We start from the raw sequence: 23,583 nt of genomic DNA, 5'->3' as shown, positions 1-23,583 counted from the left end.
AGAAAACCAAGGTATTTATTTACCTAATGAAGAAATTGGTCACATCCAAGGAAATCTATCCTTCAAAATAAAAAATTCATGTCCACAGGAGTAGCTATAACGGGAATGGGTATAATTTCGGCTATTGGAAACAATGTGGCCGAGAATTACAGTTCACTTTTGGAGGGTAGAACAGGAATTTCCCATATTTCCAAAATAGATACCGTGCACAAAGGCAGTATTATGGTTGGTGAAATTGAATTCACCAACGGGGAATTGGAAGCAAAATTGGGTTTGAGTGCCGACAATAATTACTCCAGAACTGCCTTATTGGGAGCCATTGCGGCCAAAGAAGCTATTGCCAATGCCAAAATAACCAATATAAAAGCCTACAGGACCGGACTTATTTCTTCCACCAGTGTAGGAGGAATGGATATGACCGAAAAATTTTATTACAATTACTTGGAAAGTGAGGATAATAGAAGGTACATTGAAGGCCATCATGCCGGGGACTCAACAGAAAAAATAGCGGAACAATTGGGCATTGACCAAAGCTTGGTCACTACCATCAGTACAGCCTGTTCCTCTGCCGCAAATGCGATAATGTTCGGGGCAAGATTAATTCAAACAGGAAAATTGGATAGGGTAATTGTGGGTGGTGCCGACTGTTTGTCCAAATTTACCATTAATGGTTTTAAAACCTTAATGATCCTGTCCGATTCCTACAATACACCTTTTGACGAAAATAGGAAAGGACTTAATTTAGGGGAGGCTGCAGCTTATTTAGTATTGGAGTCAGATTCCTTGGTAAAAAAGGAAAAGAAAAAAGTGCTGGGATATGTGGTCGGATACGGCAATGCCAACGATGCATATCACCAAACCGCCTCCTCCGAAAATGGTGACGGTGCCACTTTGGCCATGGAAAAAGCACTTGCCGTTGCAGGATTGGAGCCAAAGGACATAGATTACATCAATGCCCATGGAACCGCCACCGGCAATAACGATTTATCCGAAGGAAGGGCTATTATCCGTGTTTTTGGAGAAGATGTGCCAGAATTCAGTTCAACAAAAGCCTATACAGGACATACCTTGGCAGCAGCAGGTGCAATAGAAGCGGTGTATGCAATTCTAGCGCTTCAAAACAACATTATCTACCCCAATTTAAATTTTAAAACTCCAATGAAAGAGTTTTCCCTTATCCCACAGACCACCTTAAAAGACAAAGCATTAAACACCGTTCTTTCCAATTCACTGGGGTTTGGAGGAAATTGTTCCACACTAATATTTTCAAAATTGCCTTAAGTAGGATTTGTTATATTTACATTTGGACCCTTTGATCTTTTTAGATATTATATCAGAAATCGGCATTCCCAACAACTAATGGAAAAAGTATATATTAACAGTATCGGTTCCATATCTGCCCAAAAAACATTTGACAACAATGATTTTTTGGAGGAAATAACTACCTATGAAGACAATGTAATACCAGTAATTGAACCCAATTATAAGGACTTTATTCCCCCTGCAGCCGCTAGAAGAATGGCTAAGGGTATAAAAATGGGGGTCGTTGCTTCTAAAATAGCCTTGGAGGAAGCAAATCTTACAGATGTAGATGCCATTATAACTGGAACAGGAATGGGATGTGTTAGGGATTCCGAAAAATTTGTAACCGCTATTTTGGACAACAATGAGCAGTTCCTTACCCCTACCTCGTTTATACAATCTACCCACAATACGGTTGCGGGCCAGATAGCTCTGGGAATTGGATGCAAGGGATATAATTTTACCTATGTACATAGCAGTGTTTCCTTTGAATCGGCCCTTGTGGATGCCATAATGCAATTAGAGCTAAAGGAAGCGGAAAATATACTCGTTGGTGGAGTTGATGAATCCGGGGAACACACCAATGCCATACATAAATTAATACAACATATAAAACCGGAAAAAATAAATTCCAACAAGCTGCTTCAATCCAAAACTGGGGGAGCCGTATTTGGAGAAGGCGCCAATTTCTTTGTGTTGTCCAACAAAAAAGAAGATTCCAGCTATGCCCAGTTAATGGGCGTAAAGACCTTTAATACGCTGCCTAAATCCGATCTAGTGGCCAATCTTGAGCTATTTTTAAAGGAAAATAGTCTGTCTATGGCCGATATTGATGTGTTGATAAGTGGAAATAATGGAGACTTTGAGTATGACAACTATTATTCGGAACTTACCAATGGCGCTTTTAAAAACACCCAGCAAGTTGTTTACAAACATCTGAGTGGCGAGTACAATACAGCTTCGGCGTTTGGATTTTGGTTGGGAACCAAAATTCTTAAGACTCAGCAGATACCCAGTGCAGTTGCACTAAACACAATTAAAACCAACGGATTGGAACTTGTTTTACTGTACAATCAGTACAGAGGTAAAAACCATAGTTTCACCCTACTTCGCCGATGTTAAGGTATCCTATCATCAATAGCCTTTTTGGCGTAGCTTTCGCTACCCTTCTTATATTGGATGTTTTTTGGGAAATTAGCTGGTGGACCTATATCCTGCTTGCTGCTGTATGGGCCACTTTTACCATCATAGGCTCCTTCCACATCCGATGGAACTATCATCTCCCCGCCCTGCATTTCAACAGAAAAATTCCCGACAATTTGGTTGCCATTACCTTTGATGATGGTCCCCACCCAAACTTTACTCCAAAAGTTTTGGATATACTTCAAAAATATAATGCCAAAGCATCTTTTTTTTGTGTGGGACATCAGGTTAATCAATTTGGTGGAATTGCACAGAAAATAGTAGACAACGGGCATACAATTGGGAACCATACTTACAGCCACTCCAACAAATTTGGATTCTTTGGAACCCAAAAAGTAATATTGGAACTCCAAAAAACAAGTACCATTATAAGAGAAGTAACAGGTCTTGACCCCAAATTATACAGACCCGCCTTTGGAGTAACAAATCCCAGTATAAGCAGGGCGGTTAAAAAATTGAAACTTAAAACGGTCGGCTGGAACATTCGATCTTTGGACACTACCAAAAGATCAAAGAAAGTAATCCTGGAACGCATCACCAGTAAATTAAAAAAAGGCGACATTATACTACTGCATGACAGTAGTGAAAAAACAGTTGAAGTATTGGAACAGTTATTGCTATTTTTACAGCAGAACAAAATGCAGTCTGTCACTGTAGACCAATTGCTAGATATTAAAGCCTATGCGTAACCTATTATTTTTAGTTGTTCTCATTGCCCATACTTCCCTATTGTTGGCTCAGGAAAGTAAGATGAACAATACCGAAATTGCGGAGTTCAAGGCCAAGATCAACGAGACATCCAAGGCAACGACCACTATCCAAAGTAATTTCACGCAATATAAGCATCTGGACTTTTTATCCAATGATATTACTACTCAGGGTAAAATGGCCTTTAAAGTTCCCAATATGGTAAAATGGGAGTATACAGAACCCTTCAAATACAGTATCATTTTCAAGGACGACAAATTAATAATTAACGATTCCGGAACTAAAAGCAATATGGATCTGGGAAATAGTGCCTTGTTTAAAAAGATAAATCAGTTAATCGTAAATAGTGTAAAGGGGAACTTGTTCCAAGATTCGGATTTCACGATGAGCTATTTTAAAAGCTCAAAATATTATAAGGTTATCTTTATCCCCAAGGATGAGAAAATAAAAAGTTACATAGCCTCTTTTATATTGTTTTTCGATAAGCAGCAGGCCGATGTTATGGAGGTTAAAATGGTGGAACCCACTAATGATTATACAAGAATTGTCTTTTCTGACCGACTGATCAACAAACCATTGGACAATGAAGTATTTACTAATTAGCTTATCCCTCTTGTTGTTTGCCTGTGCTTCCTTTCCAAAAAAGAATAATCTAGAAAGAATAAACAGCGATACACCAGCTGTAATCAATCCTTACTTTTCGGACCTTTCAATGGATTATATCTACAAGGCCAAAATTAATTTCGCCGAGAAATCCTTTGGCGGAATATTTGTTATAAAAAAATTGGGGCCGGAGCACCATAGAGTGGTGTTCACCACTGAAATGGGAAATAAACTATTTGATTTTTCGTTTATCAAAGACGAATTTCGAATTAATTTTATTCTCAGTGAAATGGATAAAAAGATTCTAATAAACCTGCTCAGGAGGGATTTCACTGTTTTGATCAATGAAAATCCCATCATTTTACAGCAATTCCAGACATTGGGGGATAGCATATTCTTTGAAACCAGGATAAAGAATAACACTTACTTTTACCTCAGGGTAGATGAACGACTACATAAAATTTTGGAGACTAAAGGAAGTAAAGAAAAATCGGACTATATTTTTACAGAAATAGAAAACGATCATGCAGGGAAAATTAAAATACGGCACAAAAACATTAAGTTAACCATTGATTTAAAAGCCATTTAAAAATGAAAAAAATACTGTTTACCAGCCTTTTTATCACCATTTCCTATGTCTTGGTTGCCCAAAGCAAGTCGCAACTAGGGATAAGACTGGGAGTAAACAATGCCAAGATCCTGAATTCCGAGCTGGATAACAAAACTGGATTGTATACGGGATTATTTTTAGCAGTGCGTTTTTCGGATAGCTATACTATGCAACCGGAAATAGTATATTCCAACCAGGGAGGCAATGCCAGCTTTAGAAATGGGGAAGACCTAAATATCAATTATGTATCCATTGCCCTTGCAAATAAATTTTTTGTCAGTAAAAATCAGGGTTTCCACTTTATTTTGGGCCCCAGCCTAGATGTTAATTTCGATGATAATTTTATAAACTTAATCAACGATAACGGCGAAAATCTAGAAATCACTCCCATTGATCTGGCCGTGTTTGGCGGAATTGGATATGAGTTTGATTTTGGTTTGGCATTGGAATTGAGATTTAAACAAGGGTTGATAGATTTAGATTTTAATGACTCCGGAGAATATGGGGGCAATTCTGAGGAAAATCAATTGAACAGGGTATTCCAAATAGGACTTGCCTATAAATTTAATATGTAACCATAATGTTAATAGAAGGATTATATACTACAGAGACTTTTGATAAGAACGAAGAAGGCATATCGGCCCAAATCAAGTTGAATCCGAAGCATGAAATTTTTAAGGGCCATTTCCCAGGAAAGCCAATTATGCCCGGGGTATGTATGATTCAAATCATAAAGGAATTGACCGAAAGGAGTCTCGGGCAGGATTTATTTCTATCCGTCGCCAGTAATGTGAAATTTATGGCCATTATAAATCCCGAAACCGACCCGATACTTTTAATAGACATCAATCTTTCTGAAATGGACGGTCTGTTCAAGGTAAAAAGTACAACCATCTTTGGGGAAACAGTGGCCCTAAAACTAAATGCAACCTTCAAAAGTGCTGCCTAAATGAAACTTATCTGTTTTCTCCTGTTCTTCATTTCCATTTCTCCTTTCACACCAGATCTAGACCAGATCCGAAAGGATTTTAGATTGGCCACCAACGATCGTGAATCGGCACTTGCCCTAAGGGATAAACTGGAAACTGTTTCTGAGGATGACAACACAATATTGGTAGCTTACAAGGGTGCAGTTTCTGCTTTAACCGCAAAATATACCAAGGATAATACAGAAAGAAAAGAGCTTTTTAAAAACGGGGTTCTGCTTTTGGAATTTGCGGTATCCCAAAAACCGGAAAACATAGAAATTAGGTGCCTCAGATTGAGCATACAGGAAAATTCTCCCAAGTTTTTGAAATACAGATCCAATATTGAGGAGGACAAAACTTTTATTCTAAACCACTACGAAAAGACCAAATCTAAAGCGGTCAAGGAATTTGTAAAATCGTATATATTACAATCCACAGGATTTAATACTGAAGAAAAGCAACGGTTTTAACTTCAGTAATTCCTATTTTTGCGAACCATATCTTGTATTTTTCTACAAGATGGAACAACCAAATTAAGTTACCACCGTGTCACAACTTACTACATCAACAACTAAAGCTATGGATCAGCTTAAATGCTGTGTGATCATACCTACCTACAACAATCACAAAACCCTAAAAAAAGTCATTGAAGGGGTGCTGCTATACACCCAAGATGTTATAGTCGTAAATGATGGGTCTACCGATACCACTTCCCATATTTTGAACCAATTCGCCAATATCCATACTATTTCCCTTCCACAAAACATAGGTAAGGGTTATGCCTTGAGGAAAGGTTTTGAATTGGCCTTGGAACAGGGTTTCCACTTTGCCATTACCATTGATTCTGATGGCCAACACTTTCCAGATGATATACCCGTACTTATCAATAGCCTGAGCAAGGAAAAGTCGAAAGACGTACTTTATATAGGGGCAAGGAATATGGGACAAAAAGATGTACCCAAAAAAAGTAGCTTTGGCAACAAATTTTCCAATTTTTGGTTTTGGGTCGAGACCGGGATCAAACTACAGGACACCCAATCCGGATATAGGCTATATCCTATATTGGCCTTAAAGGATATTACATTCTTCACAAAAAAATTTGAATTTGAAATCGAAGCCATCGTAAAAGCCGCATGGAGTGGAATAGAAGTGAAGAATATCCCCATAAAAGTAAGCTATGATGTTACCGAAAGGGTATCCCATTTTAGACCCTTTACCGATTTTTCCAGAATTAGCCTGTTAAACACCTACTTGGTAATTCTTACCCTTTTATATATTTTTCCACGCGATTTAATTCGGAAAATAAAAAAAAAAGGAGTTAAAAGGTTTTTCCACGAAGACTTCCTGGGCAGTAATGATTCCCATGAAAAAAAGGCGCTTTCCATAGCACTGGGAGTGCTTATTGGCTTATCTCCCCTATGGGGGTTCCAGACTTTGATAGTCATTTTTTTAGCGGTACTGTTTAAACTGAACAAGACCATTGCCTTCGCTTTTTCCAACGTAAGCTTCCCTCCCTTTATACCTTTTGTGCTGTTTATCAGCCTTAAAATAGGCCACTGGGTCCTGGGTACAGAGTTTAATTTTACTTTTGAGGAGGCAGGGGCCAATTTTGAAGTCATAAAACATTTAAAATCCTATATAATTGGCAGTATAACCCTTTCCCTTATTGGAGCGTTTGCCGCGGGAATATGCGGTTATATTATTTTGAATATTTTTGACAGAAAGAATATTGCACTTAAAAATGGGTAGTTTTTTATATAGGATTTATCAATATGTGGCCAAAAAAAGACTGCTGTCCGGCATTGGTCTCTTGGCCCTTTTTGCAATCCTACTATATTTCGCTTTTAAAATTGAATTCGAGGAAGACATTACCAAGCTTATACCCAGCAATAGCAAGACCGAAGAAGTTCAAAAAGTATTAAAATCGGTAAATTTTTCAGATAAGATTATCGTCAATATTGTGCGAGAGTCAGAGGCACCTATTGAAGAACTAACAAGCTACGCAACAGATTTTCTGGATAGTATCTCCAAAAAATCTGCTTCACATATAAAAAAAATTCAGGGTAAAATAGACGACGGAGATCTAGGAAACACCTTGGGGTTTGTCTATGAAAACGCTCCTCTACTGCTTGATAAGGAGGACTACATTACAATTTTAAAAAAACTCGACAAGGACAGCATTGCCAAATTAACACAAAAAAACTACAGAACATTAATTTCCCCTTCTGGTATTGTTGCCAAAGAAATGATTCTGAAAGACCCGCTAGGTATTTCTTTTATTGCCCTAAAAAAACTAAGGGGCTTGGGCATAGGGGATCAGTTCACTATAAAGGATGGTTTTCTACTGAGTAAGGATCTTCAAAACATTTTACTATTTATTACCCCTGCCCACCCGTCCAGTGAAACCGTGGAAAACACAAAATTTGTGGCGGAGCTTTATGAGACCCAGAATCAATTGGGCCAACTGTATAAGGATAAGGTAAAAAGTGAATATTATGGGGCCACACTGATAGCCGTAGCTAACGCACAACAGATCAAAAACGATATTCGCCTTACGGTGACTATTGCCTTATCCATTTTAATGGGAATTCTTATCCTATTTTATAGAAAATTAACCATTCCCATAATTCTATTCGCCCCTACCCTTTTTGGTGCAACACTATCTGTTGCCTTACTTTATTTGACCAGAGGGAAGATATCTGCCATTTCCTTGGGAATAGGTTCTGTTCTGCTAGGGGTTACCTTGGATTATTCCTTGCACATACTAACCCAAATAAGAAATAATCCGTCCGTAAAGACACTTTACTCAGATGTGGCCCAGCCCGTTATTATGAGTAGTATTACCACTGCCCTAGCCTTTTTGTGCCTTCTATTCCTAGACTCGCAAGCCCTGCAGGACCTCGGTATTTTTGCAGCCGTTAGCGTTATTGGCTCCTGTATTTTTGCCCTTTTATTTATCCCCCATGTTTACAGGAATACCGACAATCTTAAAGTGAAGTATACCCTCTTGGATAGGATAGCCTCCTACAACCTTCATAAAAATAAATGGAGCATAGCCATCCTTGCAGGCCTGCTTATTGCCAGCATTTTTTTTCACGACAAGGTAATTTTCAATAAGGATATTGCCAAACTCAACTTTGAGCCTACAGCCTTGGTACAAGCTAGGGAAAGATTGGACGCACTTACCAATTTGTCTTCCAAATCCATTTATTTGGCTGTCTATGGAAAGGATGGTGAAAAGGTCCTTCAAACCAACAATACCTTATCCCAAGAATTGGATAGCCTAAAGAATAATGGAGAAATACTTAGTTTTAGCTCAATAGGCAACCTAGTCCTCTCCCAAGAAAAACAACAAGAAAAAATTGACCTTTGGAAGGAATTTTGGAACGAGGAAGTCATTAAAAATACTAAGGAAAATCTTGTGGAAAGTGGCACTGAATTAGGATTTAAACCCAATTCCTTTGATAAATTCTATTCGTTTCTAAACAAGGATTTTAGATTGTTGAATATTGGGGATTACAGTAGTGCATCTGCCTTGCCCATTGATGACCACATTGTTACCGATAATGATTTCACCACTGTTACTTCACTGATTAAGTTAAAGGAGGGACATGAAGAAAAAGTAAAAGACATTTTTAGAGCTTACCCCCAAACATTGGTAATAGATAGGCAGGAAATGAACGAAATGTTTTTAGGCAATCTCAAAAATGATTTCAATAAGCTAATTGGTTATTCCCTAGGTATAGTAGTCCTGATACTGTTCTTTTTCTTTAGAAGTTTTTCCCTGGTGTTGGTCACAAGTATTCCCATCCTGTTGACCTGGTGGCTCACTATTGGTATTATGGGCATGTTCCATATAGAATTTAATATTTTTAATATCATTATCTCCACCTTTATCTTTGGATTGGGAATAGATTACAGCATATTCATAACAACGGGACTGCTAAAGGAATACGGTAAGGGCGAAGAAGTACTGAGAACACACAGAACTTCTATCCTACTTTCGGCCATTACTACAGTTTTGGGAATTGGTGTACTAATTTTTGCAAAACACCCCGCCTTGCATTCCATTAGCCTCGTATCTCTTATAGGTATCCTATCGGCAGTTTTTGTAGCTTTCACCATACAACCATTATTATTTTTACTCTTTATCGGAAGTAAGGAAAAACGCCCCATTAGCCTTCGATTACTTATTCATTCCGTTCTTTCATTTGGTTATTATGGATCTGGTGGACTACTGTTGTCCATATGGAGCGTTACCGTTATGAAAATACTGCCCTTTAGCAAAAAAGTTAAAATGAAATGGTTCCATAAAACCATTTCAAAATTCATGAAATCGGTTTTGTATACCAATCCCTTTGTAAGTAAAAAAATTATCAATTTATCAGGGGAGGATTTTAAAAAACCTGCTATTATCATAGCAAACCACACCTCATTTTTAGATATTTTGGCCGTTGGTATGTTATATCCAAAGATTATTTATTTGGTAAACGACTGGGTGTACAAATCCCCAATTTTTGGAAAGGCCGTGCAACTCGCCGGATTTTATCCGGTGTCCGAAGGAATAGATAATGGCCTTGAACATTTAAGAAACAAGGTAGCCCAAGGATACTCCTTGATGGCTTTCCCTGAAGGGACAAGGTCCAGAACCAACAAAATAAGGCGATTCCATAAAGGGGCCTTTTATTTGGCGGAAAAGTTCAATATGGATATTGTTCCTGTTTTGATACATGGAAATTCGGAAGTGCTTCCCAAAGGAAGTTTTGTTATAAAAGATGGCAGTATAACGGTAAAGATCTTGGATAGAATTTCTACAGAGGACCTAGGCTACGGAAAAAATTATAGAGAGCGCAACAAGGGTATCGCAGCCTATTTCAGGTCCGAATTTCAGAACTTGAGGAATGAAGTGGAAGGAGACACCTATTTCACGAGAACAATTCTCGAAGATTATCGATACAAAGGAGATTCCGTCTACCGTGCGGTAAAAAAAGATTTAAGGAACAACTCCAAAATTTACACCCTGATTTCCAAACGGATAGAAACCACCGATTCCATAATTCATCTTTCAAAAGAATACGGGCAACTGGATTTTCTATTATCTTTAAATGCTGTTGATCGCAAAATTTTCGCCTTCTTGGCTGATGAGGAGATAAGACCAATTGTAAAGAACAGTTTTATTACCCAACAAATAGCCAAGTTAACCTTAACAGCATCGATCGAGGAGGCTCTGGAACAGCCCGCGGATATAATGATCATTGATTTGGAAATACAAGACCTGGATAGCCTAGTGCCTAAAATCATAAATAATATTAGGCTAGTGATATTGGTAAAGGACGGAGTAAAATTATTGGAAAAAATTATATTGTCTACTGGTTTTAAAAATGTCTTTGAATATGATAATCTTATTATCTTAGAAAAAGCAAAGGCCTAAAACAAGCTGTATTCGCAGGAATCAAAAAAAATCCTCGGATTAAATCAGGGAGATACATTAATTATTATAAGGGTACAAAACCTACCAAAATCCAATATTAAATATTGGATTTGGAAATTGTAAAAGAATACCATTTATGAAAGAACATTACGACATTGTAATTGTTGGAAGTGGATTAGGGGGGTTGGTTTCTGCCTTGATAATGGCCAAAGAAGGTTATAGTGTCTGTGTCTTGGAAAAAAACAATCAATTTGGAGGCAATCTACAAACCTTTGTCCGGGACAAAACCATCTTTGATACCGGAGTACATTATATTGGCGGACTTTCGGAAGGACAAAACCTGAACCAATATTTTAAGTATCTGGGTATAATGGACCAATTGAAGCTTAAGAAATTGGATGAAGACGGTTTTGATGTAATAACGTTTGAAGGGGACCCAAAGGAATATAAACACGCCCAAGGTTACGATCGCTTTGAGGAAAGTTTACTATCCCAATTTCCTGAAGAGGAAAAGGCCATAAAAACGTATAGTAAAAAATTAAGGGAAACCTGTTCCAAGTTCCCACTATACAATTTAAACAAGGGCAATCCTTCCTATGGGCAGGATGACGTTTTTAAACTGAATGCCAAAACCTATATCAATTCCCTCACGAACAATAAGAAGTTGCAAGGTGTATTTGCGGGCACCAATTTTCTGTATGCCGGTGACGGGGAGCGTTCCCCTTTTTATGTACATGCCCTTTCCGTAAATTCCTATATAGAAAGTGCCTACAGGTGTGTTAATGGCGGAAGTCAGATAACCAAAGTCCTTATTAGACAAATAAAGAAATTTGGGGGCGACACCTTCAAACATCATGAAGTTACCAAATTTAATGTCAATAATGGGGTAATCACTTCGGTAGATATAAAAAATGGCAAGCAAATAAACGGTGATATATTCATTTCCAATATTGAGCCCAAGCTTACCTTAAAAATGGTTGGTGAAGAAAACTTTAGAAAATCCTACACCAACAGAATTAATAACATTGAAAGTGTTATTTCGGCCTTTAGCGTATACCTAGTCCTAAAACCTAAATCCTTTAAGTATCACAACAAGAATTTTTATCATTTTAAATATGGCGATAGAGTTTGGGATGCACAGAATTATACTCAGGAAAGTTGGCCCGAGGGGTACATGGTCTCTATGGGCATCAATAAAAAGGACGATGGATGGGGAGATAGTTTAATAGCTATGACCTATATGAATTTCAGTGAGGTGGAGTACTGGCAGGACACCTTCAATACTGTTGCTTCCAAAAATGATAGAGGGCAGACCTATGAAGAGTTCAAGGCGTATAAAACTGAAATTTTTATCACAGAATTGGAAAAAAAATTCCCCAACCTAAGAGATTGCATTCAAACCGTATATGCCTCTACACCATTGTCCTACAGGGATTATATAGGAAGCCATAATGGGTCTATGTACGGCTATGTTAAGGACGTAAACAATCCTCTACACTCATTTGTTTCTCCCAGAACAAAAATCAAAAATTTACTCTTTACGGGCCAAAGTTTAAACATGCACGGAATCTTAGGTGTTACCATTGGAGCAATTATTACCTGTTCCGAGTTAGTGGGAAAGGATTATTTATTGGAAAAAATTTTAGAAGTCAATAAAGCTCAAGAAGTTTAATATGGGACAGATTAAAACAATTCCTATTACTAGGGTCAAATCTATTAGCAAAGAGGATTTTATTAATCAATATTACAAAACCCAACGCCCTGTTTTAATTGAAAACCTCACCTCGGATTGGCCTGCCCGCAACAAATGGAACATAGATTATATACAGAAAAAAGCAGGTGAGCAAGTGGTTCCCTTATACAATAACGAACCTACCAAAGGGAAACAAAACTCCGCTGCCCCGGTAACGGAAATGAAACTGTACGACTACCTGGAAATCTTGAAAACCAAACCCACGGACCTGCGTATTTTTTTCTATAATATTCTGGATAAAATGCCAGAATTGATACAGGACATAAGTTACCCGGATATTGGATTAAAATTTTTTAAGCGTCTGCCAGTTATGTTTTTCGGCGGTGAAGGTTCTGTTGTACTACCCCATTATGACATGGATTTATCAGACCTAATCCATTTTCATTTCCACGGACATAAAAGTGTACTTTTGTTTCCTCCAGAACAGACCAAATACCTATACAAGGTTCCTTTTTCCGTACATAATTTGGAATCCATAAATATGGATGATCCAGATTTTGATCGCTTTCCAGCCTTAAAAAAGGCAGAAGGCTTATATGTAGAGATGAAACACGGGGATGCCCTATATATGCCCAGTGGATACTGGCACTATATCAAATATCTGGATGGCGGATTTTCCATTACCTTAAGGGCCTTGCCAAAACATCCCGTATTGTTGTCCAAAATGTTTGGAAATCTATTTTTCATGAGACCTTTTGAAAATACAATGAGGAAAATTTGGGGCCAGAAGTGGGTAGATTTCAAGGAGAGCAGGATGCTGGTAAAAACCAATACTAGGTTTGGAAAGGGATAAATTAAGCAATTAGGATGTATCGGATAAAATGGATTGTAGGTGTTGTTGTTTTGCTTGGGCTTTTTGGTTCTTGTGGAATTTCAAAATCCCTAAAGGATAGACCTGATTTAAGTAACTACAACCCCCAAATTCCTGAAATAACAAAAACCTCGGATACCTCCTATATTTATTCCAATAACTCCCTGGCCAAGAACAAACAAGGGTTGTGGGAACTTTATGTTTCCGGAGACCCCTTGCAAAGGGGATTAATAACCGGAGCCCTAACGGAAGACCTATTTCAACAACAGGAAGCAATATTTTTATCCAAAGTAGAAGAATTGGTGCCCTCCAAAACAAAAAGATATTTTCTGAGAAAGTTCTTGGCCTGGTACAACAGAAAAATGTACAAGAACATCCCCGAAGAAATAAAAGCGGAAATTTGGGGGCTTTCCCGATACGCTTCCCCAAACTTCAACGACATAGCAGATCCATATTCAAGGGTACTATATCTTCATGGTGCCCATGACATAGGTCATGCCCTTCAAGACCTGGCCCTTGTTGGCTGTTCTTCCTTTGCTGTCTGGGGCGATAAATCCGAAGACGGAAGTTTGATTCTTGGTCGCAATTTCGACTTTTACGCAGGGGATGATTTTGCAAAAAACAAAATAATTTCTTTCCTTGACCCTACAGAAGGCCACAAATTTATGTCCGTGACCTGGGCCGGTATGACGGGAGTGGTCTCCGGAATGAACGAGCATGGACTAACGGTTACCATCAATGCGGGAAAATCCAAAATTCCCTTGGTGGCCAAAACCCCTATCAGTATCCTTACCAGGGAGATCTTACAATATGCAACTACGCTGGAAGAGGCCGTAGCCATAGCAAAAACAAGACAGGTCTTTGTATCGGAATCTATTTTGGTAGGCAGTGCCAGGGATAAAAAGGCAATAATAATAGAAGTCTCCCCCCATAATTTTGGCGTATATGAAGTTTCCGAATCCAATCAATTGATCTGCTCCAACCACTTTCAAAGTACCGCCTATGCAGAGGACAAAAACAACCAAAAACACATCTTCGAAAGTCATTCCAAATACAGATATGAGCGCATGGACGAACTTTTGGAATATCAGAACAAAATCACCCCAGAAATTGCAGTGGACATCCTAAGAAATAAGCAAGGGCTTGACGACAACAACATCGGCTATGGCAATGAAAAGGCGCTAAACCAGCTTTTGGCACATCACGGAATTGTATTTAAGCCGGAACAGGGATTGGTTTGGGTGTCTTCAAATCCCTACCAATTAGGAGAGTTTGTGGCCTATAACCTAAACAAAATTTTCAAGGACAGTCTAAGTCAAAGGAAGGGATCCACGCTATCCGTCCCCACTAAAAATATTGAAAAGGATAGTTTTCTTTATACCCAGGCATATCAAAACTATGAAAAGTATCGCGTAGAGATTCAACAAATAAAACAAGCAGTTGCAGACAATAAGCACTTGGCTCCTGAATATCTTGAGGAGTTTAAAAGATTGAATCCTGAATTTTGGGAAACACATTATTGGGTAGGCCTCTATAATTACAATAGAAAATATTATAGGGCAGCCTTAAACAACTTTATGGAAGCCAGCACAAAAGAAATTACAACAGTTCCAGAGAAAGCTTTGGTACATTCGTATATTCGAAGACTAAAACGTAAATTAAAATAATGATCCCTGAAATCGAAAAAGCATCGGCAGAGGCAATTAAACAACTACAAGAACAGCGTTTAAGGGAACTAATAGAATATATTACCCAAAACTCTGCCTATTATAAAAGAATTTTTCAGGAACACAATTTACTGGCCAGCGATATCAAGACCTTGGCAGACCTCACCAAACTCCCCACAACTTCCAAAGAGGATCTACAAAAATATAATGATGATTTCTTATGCGTAAATAGGCACAAGATCATAGATTACGTAACTACTTCCGGTACTTTGGGCGAACCTGTTACCTTTGCCCTTACAGATAATGACCTTAATCGCTTGGCCTATAACGAGGCCATCTCCTTTGACTGTGCCGGTGTTACGGCAAACGATATTTTGCAATTAACGACAACTATAGATCGACGATTTATGGCAGGATTGGCCTATTTTTTGGGCGCTAGGGAGCTAGGTGCCGGAATTATAAGGGTAGGCGCCGGAATTCCTGAACTTCAATGGGATTCCATCCTTAAGTTTAAGCCAACCTACCTCATCGTGGTCCCTTCTTTTTTATTGAAACTTATAGAATACGCCCATCAGCACGGAATTGACCCCAACGAAGCGGGGATAAAAGGGGCTATTTGTATAGGGGAATCACTGCGTAATGAAGATTTTTCATTGAATACCCTTGCAGCCAAAATTAAAAAAGATTGGGACATTCCCCTTTATTCCACCTATGCCTCTACAGAAATGAGTACGGCCTTTACCGAATGTACCGCACAGCAAGGCGGCCACCATCATCCGGAATTGATCATCATCGAAATTTTGGACGATAATGAAAAACAAGTTGAAGAGGAAATGCCGGGAGAGCTTACCATTACAACCTTGGGGGTTGAAGGTATGCCATTGCTGAGATTTAAAACCGGTGATATTGTCCAAGCCCATACCTCCAAATGTTCCTGTGGAAGAAATACACCTCGCTTAGGTCCTGTGATTGGAAGGAAGAAACAGATGATAAAATATAAGGGCACTACCCTATATCCTCCGGCCATGTACAACGTGCTTAACTATTTCAATGAAATAGACGCCTTTGTAATCGAGATAGACCATAATGACATAGGAACCGATGAAATTTGTATTAAAATAGCCACCTCCAGCCCTACAAATGATTTATTACAAACCATCAAGGATCACTTTAGGGCAAAACTGCGGGTACTCCCCAAAATTGAATTTCACGATTTTAAAACCCTTCAGGAGTTGCGATTTCCCAAAATGAGCAGAAAACCGGTCATAGTGATAGATCACCGAGTTTAAGCTGATACTTTGGCATTGTAGCCCCAAAAAAAACAATTTGTAAATCTTCCTTCAATTGATTACATTCTAAGAACATACAGGCCATATTCCATTCCAATTACTATTTCCCACCTTTTAGTAACGGTTTATTTGGTCGGGCCATCGAAACTAGGCTTAAAAAATTTATTTGCATTAAAATTGGTATTACATTTGATTGCACTTTATACTGCCATTACAACACTATGAAAAAACATATATTTATATATATCCTACTATTCTGCTTTCCATTGATAAGCCCAGGCCAAAAATTGGGCAATCAGGAAATAAAGGATCTTATCAACTCTTACAAAAAGGATATCCGCGGGCCATATAAAGAAATTCGCTGGTTCTGTACGGATGGAAGTATACGCCAACCTAAAGACCCCTGTCCCGATGATATTGGTCCTGGAGTACAACACGCCACTTACAAAAGCTCTATTATCGATTTAGGCAAGAGCAACCACCTCTTTTTGGGTCAAATTTTATCCTATACCTCCAAGGAGGAATTTTGGGACGCAGAAAATAACCATTCCCGTCTTAAGCAGTATCAATTGGACAAGTATTTAAGAACTGTTGACAATGGCTGGATCCTGGAAAAGGGGCAGTTCTATAGGGGGGCGATACAGGCAGAGGACGAAGAGGCCTGGGGCGTGGATTTTTATAAATGGCTACTATCCGACACTCAAAATCTAGCCCAAAATTTTTATCTCATTCGGCAGTCTTTAAAGGACATACCCCATAATGGCGACGATAATCTAGCCCAAAAAATAAGGAGCGATTCAAAGGTAATTTCGGACATGGTCCCAGAATTTATGGACTTAAGGGTTAAAATCCATAGTCAGCCCGATGCAGGGGATATAAATAAAGTAAAGAACTTTAAGTCCAAAAACAGCAATCAGCTTACCAATGAGGTAAAAGCCAAAATAGATGCCTTGGTGGCTACTATGGCCAATTTCTACAAACCAGTTGATATTGCACAAATACAAAAAAATACACCACTTGTAGAGGATAGCCCTATAGGGGTTGCCATAAAAAACTTTACTACCAGTTATAGTGGAGAAGCAAATGCGGCAGTACTTATTCCCGCCACAGCCGAATTGCTGTTGGATATAAGACATGCCCTTCTACAAGAATTGAATTCAACAGCCCGATTTCAGTTGTTGGACGCTTCCCTTAAGTTAGAAGAAGTTATATTTAAAAATTCTCCCCAATGGCAGCCTGAAGACCTTAATGGCCTATTGGACAAAGTTTGCTATTTGGGCATGGCCAATGCCGGTGCAGGATATATAGAACTGGCAGAATGGGAACAACTTAATCTATCCCTAAAGGGATCCAATGGCAATGCCATGTCCCTAGGGCAGCTTACCTCAGTATTGGAGAATGCGCGTAGGGAAGTGGAATGGAGTTCTTCCATGGTAAAGGCCAATTATCAGGAGATAGTGGACATTTACACCGCTTTTGAGCCTAAGGCTTATGGGTTTATTGATGACAAAATTAGAGGTTCCATAGCCCTCTATTTAGGCCAAACCGTGGGAGAATTGGGCGATATTATTGCCCAGGAATCCGCCTTGACCAATAGGGTGATGGACATAGACAATCAAAGTGGCCTACGAGGCCTTAATCCTGGATATGCCTTGGGCGAATTGGTAGTGATAAGTGGTTCTCCAGATGAAATTGAGGTTACATCCGATAAAATCTATATTTTTCAACGCCCTCCTTCAGATCTTAAGCCAGTGGCCGGAATTGCTACGGTATCGGAAGGAAATATGGTGTCTCACGTGCAATTGTTGGCCCGAAATATGGGTATCCCCAATGCCGCCCTAAGCGATGAAAATCTTAAAGGTCTTCAGAAATATAACGGAGAAAAGGTATTTTATGCGGTATCCAACAAGGGCAACGTTATTATGAAGTTGGAAAAGGATATGTCCGAGGAGGAACGCAATTTATTTATTAAGATAGAGCGTAAAGAGGAAAGAATTGAAGTCCCCATAGAGAACATACGTTTGGATGAAAACACCATATTAAACCTAAGGTCAGTGGACGCCGAGGATTCAGGTAAGCTTTGCGGTCCAAAGGCGGCCAATTTGGGACAGTTAAAAAAAATGTTCCCAGATATGGTGGTAGAAGGTCTGGTTATTCCCTTCGGAATCTTTAAGGACCATATGGACCAACCTATGCCCGAGCAGCAGGGAAGCTATTGGGATTTTTTAAATTCCACTTTCAAGGAGGCCGAGACCATGCGCTCACAAGGCATTGCGGAAGGCGAGGTTGAAAACTACCAACTAAGGCAATTGGAAATCCTAAGGGAGGCCATAAAGAAAATGTCAATGAAGGCCCAATTCCTTACACAATTGGAAGAGGGGTTCAAAGAAGTATTGGGAAAACCAATTGGTGAAATCCCGGTCTTTCTTAGAAGTGACACCAACATGGAAGATTTGAAGAATTTTACCGGTGCCGGATTAAACCTCACTGTATTCAATGTAGCCGCCAAGGAAAAAATTATATCAGGCATTAAGGATGTTTGGGCTTCCCCCTATTCCGAACGCAGTTTTAAATGGCGACAAAAATATCTCCTTAATCCTGAAAATGTATTCCCTTCCATTTTGATAATACCGAGTGTGGATGTGGACTATTCCGGGGTATTGATCACCAAGGGCATCAGTTCCGGAAATCCGGATGATCTTACCATTGCCTTTAGCAGGGGTGCCGGGGGTGCTGTAGATGGCCAATCGGCAGAAACTTATCTATTAAAGGATATTGGTGGCACCCAACTCTTGGCACCCGCTAGGGAAATGTACCACAATCGACTTCCAGCTGCAGGGGGAACGGAAAAAAGAATGTCCACTTTTGAGAATTTTATACTAAACCAAAAAAACATTGAGGAAATAAGGGCATTTGCCAAAACAATTCGGGAAAAAATGGCTACTGAAACCAAATCGGATTATGAAGGGGCCTATGACGTGGAACTGGGATTCCAAAACAATAAGCTGTGGCTGTTTCAAATACGCCCTTTTGTAGAGAATAAGAAAGCGTTAAGTTCCAATTATTTGGAATCTATTACACCAAAAATCGATCTGGACAAAAACATTGCCCTTTCTAAAAAAATATAAGATGCAAAAGAGTATTAAATATATTGTTCTATTACTGATATGCTCTGCCTTTACCACCATGAGCTATTACCCCATTGATGGCTATTTGCATACGGGAATCAAAAGGCTGAAGTATCTGGAACTCGTTAAAAGTGGAGAACTAAAGTCGACCACCGTTATACCTCCAGGGGCCCAAAAGTCTTATATGGATATTGAACTGAACCTAATATCGAAAAAAGAGGACAGCACTGCCGCTTTCCTAAGTGTAGATGAGCAATTCCAAAAAGACATCAACGCACTATTTAGAGGTTTGGACAAGAGTTATTCCATTGCCGTATTGGATATTTCGGATATAGACAGTGTTCGATACGCCAAGCGAAACGAAACAGCCGGATATCAGCCTGGCAGTGTTGGCAAACTGGCCGTAATGGTAGCTTTGTTTACCCAATTGAAAAAAATATATCCGGATTCCTTTGAAAAGCGATTGGAGCTTTTACGTTCCAAATCGGTAAAGTCGGGCTATTGGGGCTTGACGGATACACATACCATACCAATTTTTAATCTAGAAACGAATAAATTGCTCAAAAGACAGGTAATAGCCAGTGATGTTTTTACCTTGTTTGAATGGGCAGACCATATGCTTTCCGTTAGTAACAACGGGGCAGCCAGTATTGTATGGCGCGAAGCCTTATTGATGGCGGCCTTCGGAGAGTCCTACCCCACCCTGAGCCAGGAAGAGGCGGATACATACTTTACCACTACCCCAAAAAAGGAATTGACAGATTTGGCCAATGATGTGGTAAACCTACCCTTACGGGAATTGGGAATTACTACTGATGAATGGCGCTTGGGAAGCTTTTTTACTTCGGGAGCCAACCGCTATGTAGGCGATAAGGGGGGCAGTATTGGTTCTCCATTAGGGTTGATGAAATTCTTGATACAGTTGGAACAGGGCAAGGTGGTGGACCAAGAATCCAGCCTGGAAATGAAACGCCTTATGTATATGACGGACAGAAGGATCAGATACGCACAATCCCCGGTCCTGAAGCCCGCTGCCGTATATTTTAAATCGGGAAGTTTATACAAATGTGATAGAAGTACAGGTGAAGCCTGTGGAAAATATATGGGCAATGTTACCAACTATATGAATTCTGTAGCCATTGTAGAACATCCGGACAATTGCAAATATATAGTGGTACTTATGACCAACGTATTGCGAAAAAATTCAGCAACAGACCATTTGACCCTGGCCAGTAGCATAGACAAGATTATTAAACGCTAATTTTTTTAAAGTCACTCAAGATTTCGGCCGCCTTTTTTCTGGCCTTCTCGTTGGAGTCCTCCAAGACCATTTCCAAAAGAGGGGTGAATTTTGGGTCCTTGGTTTTTTCAATCAAGTAAAGTACCGCCAGTTTCAGCTTAATATCCTTTCGCTTTAATAGGGACAAATAGCTTTCGGATTCACTAAGAACCTTTACATTCAGATTTTTTAGATTTTCTTCGGATATAACACCTACCTGTATAATGGATTCAGCAACAGGAATCAACTCCTTTTTGAGTTGAATGTCCAGGATATTGTCCAAAAATTCAATGGCATGTATACGTTGCTCTTCCTGACCTTTTAGTATGGCATTTAAAATGGGATCTACATCCTGGGGCGGGTATTTGACCCCCAAGAATTGAAAAATTCGTTTTAATTGTCTGTCCAACCTCAGTTCCAACAAATGGATAAGGCCATTTCTGGCTTCATTTTCTTCCTTGGTCTCCAGTTTTTCCGGGTTCTTCTTATACTGTAGTACTATTTGGGTATGGATTACGGACAGGGTACTTTGGTACAGGTGACACTCGTCCAAGATTTTATCCACAATAAACTGATCCCTTATTTTAAGGTGGGGATATTTCCACTTGAGGTGTTTCAAGGCTTCAATAGCTTCAATTTTCACCGTATGTTCCATATCCTCGGTTAGTTTCATCAAGGTATTGATGGCCTTTTGTGAATCGAACTTTCCAATAACCATGACCACGTATGCGCTATCGTCCGGGTCAATGCTTTCATTTCTTAATCCCTCGAACAAAATATCAATAATGGGCTCCCCATAGAAGTAGAGGGCCTCCATTGCAGATTTTCTGGTGTCCTTACCCGATAATCTGGAAACAATTAAATCAATAAACTGCTTGTCCAATGTTTTTGATGCCGCCAAAATAGCGGTATTTGCAATTAGAACATTATCGGAATATATATGCGTCTTTATAACCGGGTAGAAATTTTCAACCTTGGCATTCCCAATGGTTTCAAGAATGGCCAGGATCTTATTGGTCCTTTCCAGCTCTGTATTGGTTTGCGATAACTGGTCAAGGGTATTTTCAATTCTTTGTTCCAAACTAAATCGGTCTTGCATTACCCTATTATTTCGCAATTCCATAGACAGGCCAACTAGGGCTGCATTGGCTATGGTATTGTCCTTTACCGATAAATATTTATCCAATAGTTCCACAGGGTTTTGTTGATAGCGCTTCAACAAATAACGAAAGGCAGAAGTAGTCACTTGCTGATCCTTGTCATAGATCATGGGCTCTACCGTAGCACATAAATTTTCCATATTCAAAAAATATAGATTTTCAATGGCCAAAGCCCTCACCTTGGCAGACGGATTGTTCAGCAGCGCTTTAATTGCAAAAAAGAAACGCTCATCCTTTACGTCCAATGTTTTATTCAACATATGCAATATCTGATTCTCGTTCCCAGTTTCAAATACCCTGATTACCGTTTCTATGATAGAGGTAACCTTTATTTCCGATTTGGCAGCCTTATCTTTTCTTGTAGGGCTATATTCCAACAAGCTCTTAAAGGAAATTATATATTCATTCCTCAAATGATATATAAAGTACAACCAGATCAAAATAAGCCCAATAATAATTATACTGATATAGGTTGATGATATGTCCAGTCCATTAATAAAAAAGATTAGAATAAAGCCCGCCATCCCTGTAGCTATACTATCCACTACCACATCCGTAAATGTCTTTGTCTTTTTTTTAATTTCTATAGGGATGGGTATGGAGAGTAATTCCGTGGCCGCCTTATTTACCGACTGCTTTAAACTTCCGTCCACAATTTTGATAAACACCACCACCCATAGTTGGGGCACTATCAATAACAGAAAAGACCCCAACAATATGCCCGAAGGCAACCATAGGAGGGATTTACCAACACCAAAGGTACCTACAATACGTTTGGTGAGGAACAACTGTATCAATAGTGAAATAACGCTCAGGGTAGAAAACCAAAATCCAAAAAAGGAAGTTAATTCATCCTGATCTTTAATGAACCTGGAAGCGTAATCGCTATACTGGTAATCTACCAATTTGGCCACCAGAACGCTTATTCCAATGACTACCGCAATTAAGCTAAGTAATTTAGATTGCTTTATCAACCTAAAAGGGGACTCCGCTTTTGGATTGGAGCGACTGGAAACTTGAAAAGAGTTGAGTTTCAACACTTCGTTTTTCCAGATATATCGGGTTATGGGCAAACAGCACATTAAGAGGGTTGCGGCAACAAACAATAAATCCTCTGTATTAAGGATATTGGTCAATAAAGAGGTTAAGTACCCCCCAAATATACCCCCGCCAATGGCACCGGCACCTATAAACCCAAATACGCGCTTTGCTTCCCTAACATTATAGACCAGATTTGCCATTACCCAAAATTGGGAAGCGGTCAACAACCCAAAAATAGCCACCCAGATGTAAGGTATATACAGTGCAAATCCATAGCCTAGGTTAAAATTTAAGGCTACGCCAAATATTATCAAAGAAATGACGGATCCTATCAAGGTGCGATCCACAATGATATTCAAAGGATACTTTTCCAAGGCCCTGTCGTAGAAAAATGAGCCCAATACGGCCATGATAGCAGTTAAAACATAGCCCAATGGCAGTGCATCCGAAGAAAGTTCAGAAAGAAAAAGCGAATTTATAGTAGGTTTTACTATCAATAAAACCGTAATAATGAAGAATATATTTAATTGAAGTAGAAGTGTTTTGGTCAGTTCCTCCTCTTTTAAATCAAATGCCTTTAGAATGTAGGTTTTAAACGTTTTAATAAATGAAATAAGGTAGTTCAATTTT

Annotated in this window: 17 protein-coding genes; 16 read left to right on the top strand and 1 reads right to left on the bottom strand. The window is 39.1% G+C overall.

All coding sequences use genetic code 11. The features are described from left to right. Positions 1-78 precede the first annotated feature (78 nt). The 16 genes from U735_RS0105405 (at position 79) to U735_RS0105330 (ending at position 20,734) form a co-directional block, all read left to right on the top strand. Positions 79-1,281 (top strand): beta-ketoacyl-[acyl-carrier-protein] synthase family protein, encoded by a 1,203-nt coding sequence (locus tag U735_RS0105405; protein WP_031442851.1) that lies wholly within the window; start codon positions 79-81, stop codon positions 1,279-1,281. A gap of 78 nt (positions 1,282-1,359) precedes the next feature. After that, on the top strand, positions 1,360-2,424 hold the full coding sequence (locus U735_RS0105400; RefSeq protein ID WP_031442850.1) for a beta-ketoacyl synthase N-terminal-like domain-containing protein: 1,065 nt from the start codon (positions 1,360-1,362) through the stop codon (positions 2,422-2,424). Continuing rightward, positions 2,418-3,194, top strand: a complete 777-nt coding sequence (locus U735_RS0105395) for a polysaccharide deacetylase family protein (RefSeq protein WP_031442849.1) — start codon at positions 2,418-2,420, stop codon at positions 3,192-3,194. Before U735_RS0105400 ends, U735_RS0105395 begins: the two co-directional genes overlap by 7 nt. Then, positions 3,187-3,816, top strand: a complete 630-nt coding sequence (locus U735_RS0105390; protein WP_031442848.1) for a LolA family protein — start codon at positions 3,187-3,189, stop codon at positions 3,814-3,816. The genes U735_RS0105395 and U735_RS0105390 overlap by 8 nt, the downstream gene beginning before the upstream one ends. Next, entirely contained in the window at positions 3,797-4,405 is a 609-nt protein-coding gene (locus U735_RS0105385) for a hypothetical protein (RefSeq protein WP_031442847.1), read from the top strand. Before U735_RS0105390 ends, U735_RS0105385 begins: the two co-directional genes overlap by 20 nt. A 2-nt stretch (positions 4,406-4,407) precedes the next feature. Next, positions 4,408-5,001, top strand: coding sequence for a porin family protein (locus U735_RS0105380; RefSeq protein WP_031442846.1), 594 nt, complete (start codon positions 4,408-4,410; stop codon positions 4,999-5,001). A 5-nt stretch (positions 5,002-5,006) separates the two neighbouring features. Further along, positions 5,007-5,375 carry a 3-hydroxyacyl-ACP dehydratase gene (locus U735_RS0105375; protein ID WP_031442845.1) on the top strand — a complete coding sequence of 123 codons (369 nt, stop codon included), beginning with the start codon at positions 5,007-5,009 and terminating at the stop codon, positions 5,373-5,375. Continuing rightward, positions 5,376-5,864: a hypothetical protein gene (locus U735_RS0105370; protein ID WP_031442844.1), complete on the top strand. Its 489-nt coding sequence runs from the start codon at positions 5,376-5,378 to the stop codon at positions 5,862-5,864. 109 nt (positions 5,865-5,973) lie between these two features. Then, positions 5,974-7,143, top strand: coding sequence for a DUF2062 domain-containing protein (locus U735_RS0105365; protein ID WP_031442843.1), 1,170 nt, complete (start codon positions 5,974-5,976; stop codon positions 7,141-7,143). Continuing rightward, positions 7,136-10,825: a 1-acyl-sn-glycerol-3-phosphate acyltransferase gene (locus U735_RS0105360; protein WP_031442842.1), complete on the top strand. Its 3,690-nt coding sequence runs from the start codon at positions 7,136-7,138 to the stop codon at positions 10,823-10,825. Before U735_RS0105365 ends, U735_RS0105360 begins: the two co-directional genes overlap by 8 nt. A 136-nt stretch (positions 10,826-10,961) precedes the next feature. Next, entirely contained in the window at positions 10,962-12,497 is a 1,536-nt protein-coding gene (locus tag U735_RS0105355) for a phytoene desaturase family protein (protein ID WP_031442841.1), read from the top strand. A 1-nt stretch (position 12,498) separates the two neighbouring features. After that, positions 12,499-13,371: a cupin-like domain-containing protein gene (locus U735_RS0105350; protein ID WP_031442840.1), complete on the top strand. Its 873-nt coding sequence runs from the start codon at positions 12,499-12,501 to the stop codon at positions 13,369-13,371. A gap of 14 nt (positions 13,372-13,385) precedes the next feature. Further along, positions 13,386-15,056, top strand: coding sequence for an acyl-CoA--6-aminopenicillanic acid acyl-transferase (locus U735_RS0105345; protein WP_031442839.1), 1,671 nt, complete (start codon positions 13,386-13,388; stop codon positions 15,054-15,056). After that, positions 15,056-16,345 carry a phenylacetate--CoA ligase family protein gene (locus U735_RS0105340; protein WP_031442838.1) on the top strand — a complete coding sequence of 430 codons (1,290 nt, stop codon included), beginning with the start codon at positions 15,056-15,058 and terminating at the stop codon, positions 16,343-16,345. The genes U735_RS0105345 and U735_RS0105340 overlap by 1 nt, the downstream gene beginning before the upstream one ends. Before the next feature lie 221 nt (positions 16,346-16,566). Beyond that, a complete protein-coding gene (locus U735_RS0105335) occupies positions 16,567-19,473 on the top strand; it encodes a PEP/pyruvate-binding domain-containing protein (protein ID WP_031442837.1) in 2,907 nt (968 codons plus the stop codon). 1 nt (position 19,474) lies between these two features. Then, positions 19,475-20,734, top strand: a complete 1,260-nt coding sequence (locus U735_RS0105330; RefSeq protein ID WP_031442836.1) for a serine hydrolase — start codon at positions 19,475-19,477, stop codon at positions 20,732-20,734. On the opposite strand, the gene U735_RS0105325 is transcribed toward U735_RS0105330, so the two are convergent. Further along, complete coding sequence (locus tag U735_RS0105325; RefSeq protein ID WP_232233179.1) at positions 20,724-23,579, bottom strand: Npt1/Npt2 family nucleotide transporter; 2,856 nt, start codon at positions 23,577-23,579, stop codon at positions 20,724-20,726. The two genes, U735_RS0105330 and U735_RS0105325, sit on opposite strands and share 11 nt — an antisense overlap. Positions 23,580-23,583: the final 4 nt, after the last annotated feature.

Source organism: Arenibacter algicola (assembly GCF_000733925.1).
GTDB lineage: Bacteria > Bacteroidota > Bacteroidia > Flavobacteriales > Flavobacteriaceae > Arenibacter > Arenibacter algicola.
The sequence above is the reverse complement of the archived record's forward strand: the minus strand, read 5'-3'. Positions and strand labels throughout refer to the sequence as shown.

What these genes read in the sequence shown, in the direction of transcription:
- U735_RS0105385 (WP_031442847.1), top strand. Translation starts at nt 3,797, where the DNA reads ATGAAGTATTTACTAATTAGCTTATCCCTCTTGTTGTTTGCCTGTGCT.
- U735_RS0105345 (WP_031442839.1), top strand. Translation starts at nt 13,386, where the DNA reads ATGTATCGGATAAAATGGATTGTAGGTGTTGTTGTTTTGCTTGGGCTT.
- U735_RS0105375 (WP_031442845.1), top strand. Translation starts at nt 5,007, where the DNA reads ATGTTAATAGAAGGATTATATACTACAGAGACTTTTGATAAGAACGAA.
- U735_RS0105400 (WP_031442850.1), top strand. Translation starts at nt 1,360, where the DNA reads ATGGAAAAAGTATATATTAACAGTATCGGTTCCATATCTGCCCAAAAA.
- U735_RS0105330 (WP_031442836.1), top strand. Translation starts at nt 19,475, where the DNA reads ATGCAAAAGAGTATTAAATATATTGTTCTATTACTGATATGCTCTGCC.
- U735_RS0105380 (WP_031442846.1), top strand. Translation starts at nt 4,408, where the DNA reads ATGAAAAAAATACTGTTTACCAGCCTTTTTATCACCATTTCCTATGTC.
- U735_RS0105370 (WP_031442844.1), top strand. Translation starts at nt 5,376, where the DNA reads ATGAAACTTATCTGTTTTCTCCTGTTCTTCATTTCCATTTCTCCTTTC.
- U735_RS0105365 (WP_031442843.1), top strand. Translation starts at nt 5,974, where the DNA reads ATGGATCAGCTTAAATGCTGTGTGATCATACCTACCTACAACAATCAC.
- U735_RS0105355 (WP_031442841.1), top strand. Translation starts at nt 10,962, where the DNA reads ATGAAAGAACATTACGACATTGTAATTGTTGGAAGTGGATTAGGGGGG.
- U735_RS0105360 (WP_031442842.1), top strand. Translation starts at nt 7,136, where the DNA reads ATGGGTAGTTTTTTATATAGGATTTATCAATATGTGGCCAAAAAAAGA.
- U735_RS0105395 (WP_031442849.1), top strand. Translation starts at nt 2,418, where the DNA reads ATGTTAAGGTATCCTATCATCAATAGCCTTTTTGGCGTAGCTTTCGCT.
- U735_RS0105340 (WP_031442838.1), top strand. Translation starts at nt 15,056, where the DNA reads ATGATCCCTGAAATCGAAAAAGCATCGGCAGAGGCAATTAAACAACTA.
- U735_RS0105405 (WP_031442851.1), top strand. Translation starts at nt 79, where the DNA reads ATGTCCACAGGAGTAGCTATAACGGGAATGGGTATAATTTCGGCTATT.
- U735_RS0105350 (WP_031442840.1), top strand. Translation starts at nt 12,499, where the DNA reads ATGGGACAGATTAAAACAATTCCTATTACTAGGGTCAAATCTATTAGC.
- U735_RS0105335 (WP_031442837.1), top strand. Translation starts at nt 16,567, where the DNA reads ATGAAAAAACATATATTTATATATATCCTACTATTCTGCTTTCCATTG.
- U735_RS0105390 (WP_031442848.1), top strand. Translation starts at nt 3,187, where the DNA reads ATGCGTAACCTATTATTTTTAGTTGTTCTCATTGCCCATACTTCCCTA.